Annotated in this window: 10 protein-coding genes; 7 read left to right on the top strand and 3 right to left on the bottom strand. The window is 63.0% G+C overall.

Annotation, left to right across the window (positions count from 1 at the left end; all coding sequences use genetic code 11):
- The first annotated feature begins 126 nt into the window (after positions 1-126).
- The 7 genes from EU803_RS15805 to EU803_RS15775 all read left to right on the top strand — a co-directional run bounded on the left by EU803_RS15805 (position 127) and on the right by EU803_RS15775 (position 6549).
- Complete coding sequence (locus EU803_RS15805; RefSeq protein WP_207209222.1) at positions 127-1044, top strand: PilN domain-containing protein; 918 nt, start codon at positions 127-129, stop codon at positions 1042-1044.
- Positions 1041-1589 carry a GspMb/PilO family protein gene (locus EU803_RS15800; RefSeq protein WP_129684586.1) on the top strand — a complete coding sequence of 183 codons (549 nt, stop codon included), beginning with the start codon at positions 1041-1043 and terminating at the stop codon, positions 1587-1589. The genes EU803_RS15805 and EU803_RS15800 overlap by 4 nt, the downstream gene beginning before the upstream one ends.
- The gene (locus EU803_RS15795; RefSeq protein ID WP_129684584.1) at positions 1582-2226 is read left to right on the top strand and encodes a hypothetical protein; all 645 of its coding nucleotides are present in this window, start codon (positions 1582-1584) and stop codon (positions 2224-2226) included. The genes EU803_RS15800 and EU803_RS15795 overlap by 8 nt, the downstream gene beginning before the upstream one ends.
- A gap of 70 nt (positions 2227-2296) precedes the next feature.
- Positions 2297-4276, top strand: a complete 1980-nt coding sequence (gene gspD / locus EU803_RS15790) for a type II secretion system secretin GspD (RefSeq protein ID WP_207209221.1) — start codon at positions 2297-2299, stop codon at positions 4274-4276.
- 9 nt (positions 4277-4285) lie between these two features.
- Entirely contained in the window at positions 4286-5497 is a 1212-nt protein-coding gene (locus EU803_RS15785) for a type II secretion system F family protein (RefSeq protein ID WP_129684580.1), read from the top strand.
- 181 nt (positions 5498-5678) lie between these two features.
- Positions 5679-5972, top strand: coding sequence for a hypothetical protein (locus EU803_RS15780; protein ID WP_207209220.1), 294 nt, complete (start codon positions 5679-5681; stop codon positions 5970-5972).
- The gene (locus EU803_RS15775; RefSeq protein ID WP_129684576.1) at positions 5962-6549 is read left to right on the top strand and encodes a hypothetical protein; all 588 of its coding nucleotides are present in this window, start codon (positions 5962-5964) and stop codon (positions 6547-6549) included. The genes EU803_RS15780 and EU803_RS15775 overlap by 11 nt, the downstream gene beginning before the upstream one ends.
- Here the strand turns inward: EU803_RS15775 and gspG are convergent.
- From gspG to EU803_RS15760, 3 genes are read right to left on the bottom strand one after another with little or no spacing between them, the layout of a single operon-like run.
- The gene (gspG, locus tag EU803_RS15770; RefSeq protein WP_277985713.1) at positions 6507-6953 is read right to left on the bottom strand and encodes a type II secretion system major pseudopilin GspG; all 447 of its coding nucleotides are present in this window, start codon (positions 6951-6953) and stop codon (positions 6507-6509) included. The genes EU803_RS15775 and gspG overlap by 43 nt on opposite strands.
- 3 nt (positions 6954-6956) lie before the next feature.
- The gene (locus EU803_RS15765; protein WP_129684572.1) at positions 6957-7457 is read right to left on the bottom strand and encodes a hypothetical protein; all 501 of its coding nucleotides are present in this window, start codon (positions 7455-7457) and stop codon (positions 6957-6959) included.
- Between the two features lie 37 nt (positions 7458-7494).
- Positions 7495-14040 (bottom strand): RHS repeat-associated core domain-containing protein, encoded by a 6546-nt coding sequence (locus EU803_RS15760; protein ID WP_165352873.1) that lies wholly within the window; start codon positions 14038-14040, stop codon positions 7495-7497.
- Between the last annotated feature and the right edge of the window lie 149 nt (positions 14041-14189).

Here is a 14189-nt window from a genome sequence, read left to right as displayed (position 1 = left end):
CGACAGCTTCCCTTATGTGGCATTCAGCCTTTGCGTGCAATTTGGATGATGTGTCGGGTGCGAATGAGTGGGACCACGAAGGCAGGAAGGCGTGGGCTTGGTGCAATGCTGCTTGCTTTGCTTGTCTTGCCCGGACTTCGCGCGGCCTCGGCCCGGGTCGTCGAGATCACCGAGATCGATCTGGAAGACCTGACAGGTCTGAGGCAGCGCCTGTCCGGGAGCCGGTCCGGGCCCGTGACTTTGCGTCTTGCAGGAGCCCTCGTGCTCTTCAAATCCCAGTCGATCCCGCGCAAGGCAGGTCGCAAGGCCCGCAAGGTGCTGGACCTACGCGCCTCAGCGATCGAAGAGGGTCTTGGTGAACCGATCGCGGTGGCCACACGTGCGATGAGGCGGACCGGGCAGGAACGGACCTATTCGCAAGCCATCCTGCGTCGCTCCGACCTTGATCAGATCCTTACGGCGGTCACTACATCGGGGGCGATGGTCCGGCAGGTCGTCGCTGTGGACCCGGAAGGGGCCGAGTTGGTCTTTGTCGACGGCCGGGCGCGGGCGGATCGCGGGGCCTGGCTCTGGTGGTCGCTCGGAGCACTGTGCCTGCTTGCCGTGCTTCTTTGGAAACTCTGGACCCTTGAGGCACGCGAAGGCTGGTACCTGGCCGCGCTGCAGGCGGCCGAACGCAATGCGACCTCCGCCCAGGCGGCTTTGGAAACGGCCATGGCGGCGAGCGAAACCACAGAGGAGGCCCAGGCCGAGGTTGATGCCCTGCTTGCCGCACTGGACGGGGATCGCGGTGCAGTGCGGACTCTGGCGCGGCTGACCGAGGCCCTTCCGCGGCAGGCCTGGCTTCAGAGCATCGATCTGCGGTCCAGCCAGTTGACCATCTCGGGAAGCACCTCCGGACCGGTCCAAGAGGTGATCGACGCGCTTGATAGGGTCGATTGGACTGCAAGCGTTGGTCTCGACCGACCCGTGGTTCTCGACCGGGTCCGCCAGCAGAGCAACTTTGACCTGACCCTTGACCTTGCGCGGAAAAGCCTTCCATGACCCAACCGCGCCCCTGGTCCCGCCTGATCCTTCCCGCCCTGTTGGGTGCCCTTCTGATGGGCTGTCTTCTCAGCCTTGCGGCCATCGCAAACAAATCCCGGACAATCGGGGGGTTCGAGGTCGCCCTGGCACAAAGCCAGGCCCTCACAGTAACCCTTACCGATCGTTTGCAGGACCTGAACCAGAAGGGCGCTGCACGGCTGGATCCAAGCCTCATCTGGCCCGGATCCGAGAGTGAGGTTCAGCGCGATCTCCAACGTCAGGTCCTGGAGGTCATCTCCGCGCGGGGTCTTGCCCTGTCACGTTATCAGGATGGGCGGGGCAAGCCGGGGCTGAGCCAACCCAGTGTGGGACTGCTTGTCGAAGTCGAAGGGGATCTGGCCGATCTTGTCGCCCTGCTTGCCGATCTCGAGGGCCTGCGGCCTGCCGTCGGCGTCTCAGCGCTGGAACTGCGCGTTCTCTCGGAATGGGAGCAACGGAACGGCGGGACCAGGGTGCGGGCCCGGCTCGATCTCTGGGGCCTGAGGGAGGCTGGCGATGATTAGAGCGTTTCCACGAGACAGTGAAACACTTGAGTGTTCAAAATCCCGTTCGAGCGCAGCGAGAGGCAGGGAATTTGAACTCAATCTAGCGTGGAAACGCTTTAGGACTTGGCGCGCCCTTATCCCACCCCCTGCCCTGATCGCCTTTGCGACCCTTGGCATTCTCCAGGGTCCGGACCTGCTTCAGTTCCCGGAGCCCATTGATGACCCGGTGGGGCTCAGTTCCGAGGTGAGGATTCCCAGCGCGGGATTGCCGCGAGATGAACTTCGGCGACTGGCGGACGTCACCCTGCCCGCCGAGGCCGTCGCGGGCATCGCTGCGAACAGCCTGTTTCTCGAAGACCGGCGCCCCTGGACCGCCGTTCCAGAACCCGAGCCCGAGATCGCCCCCGCCCCGCCGCCAACCCCGGTGGTACCAGAGGCAGAGCCAATTGTCCGACCGGACATTCAGGTCCTGGGGTTTGTCGGGGAAGGCCTCAACAACCGCGCATTGGTGTTTGATCCGACCACTGGGAAGGAACAATGGCTGCGGGTCGGCGACAGCCTTGGCGGTTGGACCGTTGTGGAAATACACGCCTCGGGCATTCTCCTGCGATCTGGAGAAGAAGAATATCTGGTCAGATTCAACTCAGACGGCTAATCTCCGCCCCAGAAGGTCAAAAGACCCGGATTTGAGGCGGTGAGTAATGATACGCAATTTTGTAAAGGCTATGGCCTGTATTGCCGTGTTGGTGTCCTGCACGGAGGGTGCGACGACGAGTTCGGGCAGATATCGTCCGGATGTGACCAGATCTGGAGAGCCCGGTACGGGCGGCGGACCTGGTGGTCAACGCTGGTGGGGGCAGGATCGCAGCCCGGTCTCGCGCGGCAATGACACCTTCATCAATGAAGATGCGTTGCGGGCGGATGCACCGGGACGGGCCGATATCCGTATCGTCGATGACAGCCTGGTGGAAATCACCCTGATCAACGCCTCGATCCAGGCCGCCGCCGAAGCCATCCTCTCGGAAACCCTCGGCCGGTCCTATGTGGTCGCCGAAGACGTCTCGGGGCGGGTGACGATCCAGTCCACGGGTCCCATTCCCAAATCCGCGCTCTTGCAACTCTTCGAGGCGAGCCTCGACGCGAACGGCGCCCGGATCGAAGTGGATGGCGATGTCCTTTCGATCCGCAGCGGATCGAGCGGCAATCGCACCTTCCGCACTGTGGGCCAGGCGGGCATCGACGGGTCGACCATCGTGGTGGCCCCGCTGCACTATATCTCGGCCAGCCAGATGGTGAACCTGCTCGGGCCATTGGTCGAAGAGGGGCTTCGGGTGGTGCCGGACCAGAACCGCAATCTCCTCCTGCTCTCGGGCGGCGCCGCGCAGTTGAATGCGGCAGTCGATGCCCTCAATCTCTTTGACGTGGACGTGATGCGTGGCAAGTCCATCGCCCTGGTCACGCTTGAGGCCGCAGACCCCGAAGATGTGGTTGAAGAACTCAAGGCGATCTTCGAAGCGCGGGAAGGCGGGCTTCTGGAGGGGGTAATCGAGTTCATTCCCAACAATCGGCTGAACTCCGTCCTGATCATCACCTCCCGCTCGGCCTATCTTGACGATGCGCAACGCTGGATCCGCGATCTTGACCGCTCCGCGGGTCGGTCGCAGCGCTATACCCGCATCTACCCCTTGCAGAACCGCCGTGCCGCGGAAATCGCCCCCATCCTAGATCAACTCATGGTCGATGTGCGGAACAGTGAAGGGGACGAGGGGGCTTCGTCCTCAGCCGGGTCGCGCATTGCGGCCGATCCGGAGCGCAACGCGCTCGTGGTCAGGGGGGTGATGAATGAGCATGCGGAGGTCGAGCGGCTCCTCGTCGATCTCGACAGCCGGGCCCAGCAGGTCGCGCTCGAGGCGACCATTGCCGAGGTCACCTTAAATGACGAGGTCAATCTCGGCGTCCGCTGGTTCTTTGAACAGAACGCCACCCAGACCAGTTTCTCCGACGCCAAGAATGGCGGCATCTCGCAGAACTTCCCCGGCTTCTCCTCGCTCTTCTCCTCGGGCGATACAACGGCGGTGCTGAACGCGCTGGCAGGTGTCACTGACGTGCGGGTCATCTCCTCGCCCACCCTCGTAGTACTCGACAACAAGGAAGCCGTGCTGCAGATCGGCGATCAGGTTCCGGTTGCCACTCAGACCTCGGTAGCCAGCGATGATGCCAATGCGCCTGTAGTGACCAGCATCGACTATCGCGATACCGGGGTGATCCTGAAAGTCAGCCCGCAGATCGGCGCAGGCGGCACCTTGACCCTCGATATCGAACAGGAAGTCAGTTCGGTTCAGACCACCAGCACCTCGGGTATCGACAGCCCCAGCTTCCGCCAACGACAGATCACCACCTCCGTCCTTCTGAGCGACGGGGCCACGCTGGTGCTGGGTGGTCTCGTGCAGGAAAGCGACAATCGCACCGAAACCCGCGTCCCCGGTCTTGGCGAGGTGCCGTTCCTGGGGGCCGCCTTCCGCAATCGTGGCAGCGAGCGCGACCGGACAGAGCTCCTGATACTGATCCGCCCCCGGATCATTCGCGATGCGCAGGACGCGGCGGAGTATACCGCTGAGTTGCGCGGCCAGATGGCCGGGGCCAACGGGGCGCTCTCGACAGGGCTTGGTGACCCCCGGCATACGCTCGATGACCTCTTCCGCTAGAGACCCGCGATGGGGGAGGTGACCGCCTATAGCTACAAGGCCGTCGATGGGCGCGGCGCGGAGGTCTCGGGCAGGCTGAGCGCCGCGAGCCGGGCAGCGGCGATGACGGAGCTGGAGCGCCGGGGGCTCGCGGTTTTTGAGCTCACGGAAGGGGCAAGTACGCCGCCGACACCCTGGTATCGACGGGATATCCTGGTGGGTGGGCCTCTGAAGGATCGGGACCTCGCAACCCTCTCGGAAACCCTTGCCCAACTCCTGGGGCGGGGTATCCGCCTTGACGAAGCTCTCGAGATCGCCGCACGCGGGCTTGGCGGGCGCGAAGCGCAAAAGCATCTCGCGGAGCTCTCCGCAGGGCTACGCCGGGGCAGTTCCCTTGGGCTGGCGATTGAGGAACGATCGGGTGCTTTCCCCCAGACCTTCCGCAGCATGATCGCGGCAGGAGACGCGGCCAACAGGCTGGTGGAGGCATTTGCGGCGGCCGCCCGTTTCTACGCGGGCCTTGCCAAAGCCCGGGCCGGGGTTGTGACGGCCCTCGCCTATCCGGCGTTCCTGCTCTTGGCGGGTCTTGGGGTTCTGACCCTGATCCTCGTCTATCTCACCCCTGCCCTCGCGGGCGTTTTGCCAGATGATCCGGAGAAGGGCACCACCATCCGGCGCCTTGACGCCCTGCGGCTCTGGCTTGCCGGACACTGGGGTATCCTCCTTCCGGCGGCCGCCGCGCTCGGGCTTGGACTGGCGCTGCTGCGCGGGACTATCCTGCGCGGGCTTTCCCGGCTGGTGCCGCCGCTGCGGGATCTGCGCGCGGCCAGCGAATGGGGACAGATCGCCCGGCTCTTGCAGGTGCTTCTGGTAAGTGGCGCAGGCCTCGATCAGGCCCTTGGATCCGTGGCCGGGCTGCGTTCGGACCAGGAGGCCGCAGGCGTCCTGTCGGAGGCGGCGTCGGCCCTGCGTCGGGGTGGACGGGCGGCCCCGGTCTTTGCCCAAGACGACAGCGTCCCTCATGTGTTCCAGCGGCTCTTCGCCCTCGGCGAGGAAGCGGACACCCTGCCCGACATGATGGACCTTGCCGCCACCCGGCTGGAGGCCACGCGGGACGCGACGTTGAAACGACTGGTCGGGTTGGTGACACCCCTTGCCACCCTCGTGATCGGCGGGTTGATTGCCGCGCTGGTCTGGGTGCTGATGGGCGCGGTTCTGGAGGTCAGCCAGATTGCCGTCTAGAGCCTCGCCACACCCCCGTGAAACACCCCGGCGTTCAAAACCCCGCTCAAACGCAGCGAGAGGCCGGGAATGTGACCTCGGTCGAGCGGGGAACCGCTATCGACGCTCCCCCCGAAGCGGCTTCTCGCTCCTTGAGGCCCTCCTTGCCGCCGCCGCCCTGTCCCTCGTGGTCGTGGCCCTGATGCCCGCCCTGATCGGGGCCGCGCGGGGACCACAGGAAAGGCTGCGGGCGCTGGAGCGGGCGGAGTTCGCCCGGTCCTTCTTTGACCAGGCCGAGGTGCTGGGCGCGTTTGCCGCCACCGAAGGGACCTATGAAGATCGGTTCCACTACACCCTTGCGGCCTCCGATCAGCCCTCCGCCGGGCCAAGCCGGTTCGACAGCCTTGTCGCCCTCACCCGGCTCGATATGACCGTCGAGGATCAGGTCTACGGCGGTCGTGACAGCTTCACACGGGTCATCGCCCATGAACGCTAGGGCAGACTCCAAACGCTCCCCGGTGGCCGGGATCACCCTTCTGGAGCTTCTCCTGGCGCTCGCCGTCATGGGGATGATCGGCGTGGCGCTTGCCTCCAGCTACTCCACCACCGGGCAGGTCTGGCGGCGATTGGGGTCTGGCGGGGCCGAGGTGGATCAGGCACTGGCCCGGGCCGATCTCTGGGCCGCGGTCGAGGCTATGCCGGAGGTTGGGCCGCGCCTGCCGATTGCAGAGGTCTTCGGGGCCGGGACGGACGGGTTCTGGATGCCCGATGCCGAGGGAGCGGTCACGCGGATCGCCCTTCAGGATGGGCAGCTGCTGATGGAGGCGGGCGGTTTGCTGCGGGCACTGCGCGGCGATGTCGGGCAGCTGCGGATCGCCTATTACGGGCGCAAGACGGTGCGCAGTCCGGAAGGCTGGTCGAACGATTGGGACGGTGGCACGATCCTGCCCCGGTTGATCCTGATCGAGACCTGGGACAGCGCGGGCATCGCCCATCCGCCCCTTGCCCTGCGCCCGGCCCTGCGGGTCCGTCAGAGCGTGATATCCGCGTCCTCGCCGCTGCCGCCGGGCTGACCGTCGCGGCCCAGCGTGCCGAGCGTGAAGGGCGCGCCCTCGCCCGGTTGGCGGTAGGTCCAGGGGCGGCCCCAGGGGTCGAGAAGCTGCGCCGCATCGGCATAGGGGCCCTTCCAGCCGCTTACCCCGCCCGGGGCCGTGGCCAGCGCGCCCAACCCCTCGCCCTGCGACGGCAGTTGTCCGGTATCAAGGTAGTAAAGCTGCACTGCGCCCTTCAGAGTCGACAACTGCACCTCAGCCGCCTGCGATTTGGCCCGGCCGAAGCTGTCCAACAGGCGCGGGGCCGCCAGCGCCGCGATCATCGCGATGATGGCAAGAACGACAAGCACCTCGAGGAGGGTCACGCCGGAGCGGGGGTGGGGGTGAAACAATGGCAAATTCAGTTTGGTTCCCTCGCAGGCCATCGCCTAGGGCCTGATCCCAAGCTTGCCGTCCCACCCATCTATCAGCAATGAGAATCTGAGCTCAAAAGTCTTCGAGAGCCAATCGGAGCCAAGCCGCCCATCTCTCAGTATTAGAGAAGCAACGTATATTATTCGAAACGGGTCGAACTTCAAACCGGACGGCCCATTTATCACCATAGCACCGAAATCTACATCGTTTCTTGGACACCTAATGTTGTGCTCCCACTTGATCGACGGCGACGCCCGAACCAAAGACTCACCCATGTACATTGCAATGTCCATCAGAATGGAAATTTCAGTAGGCGATTCCTCACCTCTGGGTCCCTCCAATTCAAGAGTTTCTTGGCTCCATTCACTCAACTCGCCAATACTGGAGGGCGAAAAATCCGGAACCCAGTTTCTATATTTCCTAGACGATCTGACCAGCTCTTTCAATAGACCAAGTCTTGGAGGCAGGCTGGCCTCAAACCAAGATCGATACTCAATCAACTCTTGCTTGGACATTTCACCCAAAGGCTTTGAGATCGGAGGTTTGGCAATTCTATAGTCCACTGTGGATCCTTATCGCTATCCCCTGGGATTGGAGAAGTTCCCGAAGCGGCCCACTTGGACCGCCAGCCCCAGTTGTCGGACTTCGAAAGAAATGCCAAACAACACCTTCTACTTCCCTATTTGCAAGAAGAAATCCATCCTTCAGCGCCTGATTTCGTACAAATGCGCTTGCCGACGTATACCCCACCTTTGATTCATGTGCCACACCAAACGCCAACCTATCAATTACTCTTCGACCAAGAGGGGTCGTCATTGCTTGCGCCCGCCCCGCACCGCCGAGAAGTATTGCGAGTGTCGTTTCGCCAGCCGCCCCATTTGCAGCGCCTACTAGGGGGGCTGCAGTTCCTGACGGTGCAACGACGCCCCTGGTCGCCTGGCTTGCACCTGCGCCCATCTTTAGCCCACCAAGCGACAGTGCCATGATACCGTAGTCCACGGCTTCCGCACCAAGTCCTCCTTCGACATATGCTGCATATTGGTCTACTAGTCTGAAGCGTGCTTCTGCGGCTTCTGCAATGGCAAGGTCTGACAGATTGTCATATTCGCCGTTTCGAACGGCATTTACGAATCGTTCAAGTTCAGCTTGCGCTCGCTCCAGTTCTCTCAAGTTTCGCTCATACCGCCTAGCTTGCAACCACTCCCGCCAGCGCCTAAGCTGGCTCGAAGAGTCATCATCGCCGTCGGCTTCATTCCCTCCCGGATCCCGTGCATTCACCGGATCATTGAAGCTATACGCATACCTGTTCGTCCCGACACCGGCCTTTGTGACCTCGAACCAGTCGGGTTGCAGGAACAGCCCCAGTTCGGGGTCGTAGTAGCGGGCGTTGAGGTATTGCAGGCCTGCGCCCTCGTCGAAGCGTTCGCCGATGAAGCCGTGGGCCTCGTCGGCGGTGACCTGCTCGATCACCTCCCAGGAGATCTCGCCGAAGGGCCGGTACTGCCGCCGGGTGGCGCGTTGGCCCGCCCCGTTGGAGATCACCTGCACCGAGGCCAGCTGATCGCGGTGGAGGTAGCTTGTGTCATTGCCCACGATCCGCAGGTCGCTGTGCGGGTAGGCGACGATGGTGTCGGCCCCGCTCCCGAACCCGCGGACCTCGAGCACGCCAAGGTAGAGGGTCGTGGCCTCGTTCCCCGTGCCCACCGCATCGATCAGCTTGAGCCGGGAGCCGTCGGCGCCGTAGACGTACTCGGTGCGGATGCCTCCGTTCTCCACGGAGGTCTCCACCATGAGCGGCCGGTTCTCGCCGTCATAACTCATGGTCTTGCCGTTCAGCCCGGTGGTCATGTTGCCATTGGCGTCATAGGCAAAGACCTGCCCCGCGACGGTATCGGGCGCATGGGGGTGGCTGGCCATGGCGCTGGGGTAGACGTAAGTGCCCAGGCGGCTGTTGAAGGTCATGGAGCCCGCGCTGTCATAGGCGAAGCTCTGGTCGTGCTGGCTGGCCCCGGCGTGGTTGATCGCGCTGAGCAACCGGCCCGCATAGTCGTATGTGTAATCAAAGCCCCCCGGTGCCGCGATCCCCTGCACCCGCGTCACCCGGCCCGTGGCGCTGCGCCAATAGACGGTGTCAGGGTGCAGTTCGGTGCCCGTGCTGTCCTCGACCCGGATCGCATCGATCCAGCCGCGCGTGTCGCGGTAGCTGCGCAACTCGGTCAGCCCATTGCCATAGTCGGTGCGGATCGCTCCACCCCAGCGCCCATAGTCCACATCGGTGATGTAGCTGCCAAAGCCGATCATCCGCCCGGCCGCGTCATAGCTCAGCTCTCCGACCCAAGTGTTGGGGGCGCCCGAGGTGAGCGGCATCGCCTGATTGCGCGGCAGGCCGTTGGGCCAGAAGCTCGTCTCGAATTCGACATCCGCAGCGCCGCCGGTCTGGTCCACCCAATGGCGGGTCCGCCAGGGCTGTCCCTGATCGTTGTAATCATATTTGACCTGATGGACGGCATTGGTCAGCGTGGTCAGCTGCCCGATGTTGTAGCTGCCCGCGCGGGGCTGGTCATAGGTGTAGGTGATGACGTCCTGTTGGCCGTCCCAGGCGACCGTCTTGGTCAGGGGTCGGTTCAGCGCATCATAGGAGAAGGTGATCACCTGCCCCTTGGCGTCGGTCTGCCGGGTCAAATTGCCGTTGCGGTCGTATTGCATGGTCCAGAGACCAAGGCCCGCATCATCGGCGGAGATCCGGTTGCCCGAGACATCGTAGGTATAGACCCAGTTCGCCCCGCGCGGGTCGGTCACCCCGATGAGCTGGCCCTTGGCGCCATAGCGAAACTCCGTGATCCGCTCGCCCGCGGCGGCATCGGTGTCGGTGCCCGGGTCGTTCAGGATCATGCGGATGCGGTTGCCCCGGTGGTCGGCAACTTCGGAGACCGGGTGGCAGTCCGTATTGGCTGCCACATCGTCAAAGCAATGCTCGTCGAACCGCGTGGTCATGGCGAAACGGGCGGAGAGCGACAGGCTGGCCCCGTCCTCGCCGGCTCCAACCGGCAGCATACGGATGCCATACTGCATCTCGGACCGGCTGCCATCGGCGTTGGTGACCGACAGCGGGCGGTCGAGCGCGTCATAGGTGGTCCGGATCAGGAGCGTGTCCGGCAGGGTCGCCAACTGGCTTTCCGCATGGGTCAGCGGCAGGGACTGAGCCACCGCCCTGCCCCGCGCATCATAGCTGGTTCGGGCATAGGTGCGGTCAGCCGCAAGGCTTGTCCGGCCTGAGGCCTCCGTCCGGGTCGCCCGGCCCAGCCCGTCGAAATACTGCACCGAGATCGTCTGTTCCGCATTCGGCAGGCTGCTGGCCGAGGCGGAGGTGGTCTCGACCCGCTGCAGGCCCGGGTCCCCGAAATCCAGATAGGCCACATTGGTTGCGTGACCATTGGGTGCGGTCTGGCTCACGGCTCGGCAATGCGCATCATAGACACGTGTGGTGGTCAGCCCGTTGGGATCCGTGAACCCTGTCGGCAGTTGGCAGGCTTCGTCCCAGGTGACGCTCGCCTGATGCCCGAGCGCATTGGTGACGGAGGTGCGGAACAGATGGCGGACCGGGTCATAGCCGAAGCTGGTGAGGTTCAGTTCGGGATCGAGATCAGTGAGCAGGTTGCCATGAGTGTCATAGGTCCGGCGGTGGTCGCGCCAGTTGACGAGGTTGGAGGTGGGATCGCCGCCCCAGAACCGCTCATAGGTCAGGTTGCCCGAGGTGGGTTCGGCGCACCCGCCCAACTCGTCGTAGATGAAGATCCGCTTGTCGAGCCAGTCAGCCGGGTCGTTGGTGATGGTATTCCCGCGATAGCTTGTGCGGATGCAGGGCAGGTTCATGAAGTAGCCCTGCGAGAAGCTGGCCGCATATTGGGTTTGCACGAGGACGTTCCCTGCCCCGGAGGTATCGATATCGACGCCATTCAGGGTCATACCGAGATCAAGTTCCCAGGCCACCCGGCCCCAGGCATCATAGCCTATCTCCCTCGAGGTCTCGACGAAGTCATCCGCCCCGTCACCGCTGCGCGTTCGCGATGTGCTGGAAATCAGTTGCGCCCGGAACGGACCATTGCCGGCACCTCGGGTCAAATAGCTGTTGCTCGTCTCGGTCAGGATCTGGTCGCCCAGCCACAGCATCTCCTGAGCGGGTGACCCGCTCAATACGAAATCGCTGTTGAGATAGGTGGTCTCGCGGACCAGCGGATCGGTCTCGCCCTCGACTGCGGGCAGGATGACCTGGACCTGTTCAAACCCCAGCGAGCGCTGGCGAGCATGATCGTAGCGGCTGTCGCGATAGCGATAGCTTGTCGTGGCCAGATTGCCGAACCCGTCATCTACGGTCACGGCGGACACGACCTGGCGGATGCCCGGGATTTGATCCCCCAGCACGACCGAATCTGGCCCCACCCCATCGCTGCTTGGTGCATAACTCACCGAAGCCACGGCCCCCGTCGGCGTGTCGACCGAAGTCATGATGTTGGGGATACCACCCGCGCCGAAGTGGATCTGTTCGCCGGGCGCGAACGCAGGCCCCGTATATGAGCCAGTGGTGTCCACTACATTGTTGTCGAAGATATCTGTCAGACCGTCCCCGTCAAAGTCGCCGAAAAGCTGGGCGCCGGAGATGATGTTGGTCAGGTAGGCTTCGGGGTCGTCCGCAACCTCAAATCGGGCGCCATTCCAGTAGAGGATAACCGCCGAGAAGGCATCACGGTCGACAAGGTCGTCCGAGTTCTGGACCTTGGTCATGATGACATCAACAAGACCGTCGCCATTCATATCGGTCAGCTGGTATCCGCCTTCCCATTGCACATTGGGCATGCCAGCCGGGATCAGGTCTGAGGGGCCGTAGGTGTCTTCAGGCTGGTAGAGAACTGTCTCGCGCGGCAGAAACCCTCGTCCGGTGGCATAGTAGATTGCGAACTCGCGCGGGGCAGATGCGTCTACAAGGGAGTCTTGGTCGCCCTTGCCAAGGAACACAATGTCGTCGAGTCCATCTCCGTTCATATCGGCGGCGCGGAGGTCCGCTCTGGGTCCGCTGGAGACGTAATTGTCGATCGAGATCGGGAACTCCCGGAACCCATCCGGGAAATAGAGGTAGAGCCTGTTGTGCACAGCGACGTCAGACAGACCGTTGCCGTCGAAGTCACCGACCACATAGCCAATTCGTTGCTGGCTGGTCGTGTCGAGATCGTATGTCAGCCCCGAGACATCATGGGTGCTTGACACATAGCCTGATGGCCCCACGTCGTAGGAACCCTGCGGCACTGCAGAGGTGTTGCGGACCTTGAGAAGCGCTTCCTGGCCCGGATCACGGTCTAGGTTAAGCTGAATGAAGTGGAGTGTATCCGCATAGGATGCAAACTGATCGACCTCCTGACCGGTGGGCCCGAAGAGTTCCCGGACTGTCTTGTCAATTGAATTGACCCTCACCCGTTCGGCGAAAAGTGTCTGGCCTGTCGAAGAATCCGGCCCATTGATCGATGCAAGTGGGACGCGTGTTGAGCTACCATGTTCGAAATAGGGAAGCAGAACCTCCACCGGAGTGACGGTGCGATCCTGATCGACGGAATAGGCCGCGGAGGCCTCGACAGGATCTCCGCTTCCGCCTCCTCCCCAACTTCCGGACCCGTCTCCACCGTTCCATCCATGGGGCGCTTCCGTCTGAAATATCAGATCAACGCCACCGTCCTCGTTGAGATCAGCCAGATACCCCAACCGGGTGTGACCGATTGCGTAGTTGTCGAAGTGGGTATCGGCGGGCGGGATCGGAACTGCCACAGTCTCGAACCCTGGCGTGTCGTCATTATAGGTGAAGGTGACGGGCGGCAGGGCTGAACCGGTGACGGAGCCGTCGGTCTGGAGGGCAAAATCGCGTCCGTATTCCGTGACGCTGTCCACACGGATGCGCCCAAAATGCGGGCTGCTGCCAAAGGTCAGATCATAGGCGCGAATGCCTGTTGCACCGTCGCTGACGGTGACCGCTTCGAGAACCCGGTGTTCGTAGCCGAAGTGGTCGGCATGGCCGGTCGCAAAACTGCGCAGGTGGCTGGCCTCAAGCCGGTAGTGCAAATCGACCGAATAGCCCGCGTAGGTCACGGAGGCCGGAACGGCGGCAAAGCCATTGGCCGTATCGATGTCATAGGTGATGAGAACGGTGTTCGGGATGGCCTGTTGGTCGCGGATCTCGGAGATCAGGAAGATACGCCCAAAGGCAACTTCAGAGGGGTCTTCTCCTACGGTGGTTGACCCACTCGTGGTGCAGCCGCCATTGTAGCCGGGGCCAGAACTACAGGTCGTCGTTTCCGTACTGGCAGGAACACTTGGCGTCCAGTTTGCCAAGCTGCCCACAGAACGATAGGTCGAAATCACCCCATCGCGGTTGGTCACCTCGAAGGACAGGTGCCCATTGGCGTCGGTGGTCTGCACCACCCGGCGTCCGTCATCGATGAGCGTGACAAACTGCCCGCCCGCGACACAGGAGGAACTGGAGATGGTGGTCAGGTGGCTTGCTGGATAGGTCCCTGCATAGGGGACCGAGGCACTGCTGTCGGCACAGGCGAGGAGGTCTTCCCCGTCGAGCGTGTAGATGTCCTGTTCGTCGATGAAGGAGGCGATCCCGCCGCCCAGGGTGACCCTGCGGATCTGGGACAGGCCGGAGAGCGTCCAGCCGGTGCCGAGGATCGGTCCGTCACCTGCATAGCCCTTTTGGGAGGAGTTGTAGACCAAAGCCAGTTGCGGCTCGAACCCCTGGTACTGCGGCATGGCGATCGGAACGCGGTAGCGGAAAGCCCCGTCCGACTGGATCTCGTCGGGAAGGTTGGGGCGATACTCGGCCGGGGTGAACTCTTCCGCCGGGTCCGCCTCGATGGAATAGGCAACGGCGGAGTCGACCTTCTCCTCTTCCTCGGCGAGCGCGGAGGCCTCGTCAGCATTCTCAAGCGCCTCACCGTCTGCAACCTCACCCGCGACATCGGACCGGCCATCGCTGGCATCTGAGGCCGGATTGCCCTGATCGGATCGGTCTGAAGGTTGCCCTTGGTCAGCCGGAGCGACCTGGATCACCGAAGGGTCGGATTGTGAGGGAGAGGGGTCTTCCTGAGCAGAAACTTGCGAAACAGACAGAAGACCGACGAACAGCGCAATACGAAATGAAACAGACATGGACTCGCCTAAAAGGTTAATGCACCCAGAAAACTGTTAACCTTATGTTG

This window comes from Loktanella sp. IMCC34160 (genome assembly GCF_004145845.1).
GTDB lineage: Bacteria > Pseudomonadota > Alphaproteobacteria > Rhodobacterales > Rhodobacteraceae > SELP01.
This window is presented reverse-complemented; position numbering and strand designations above follow the sequence as displayed.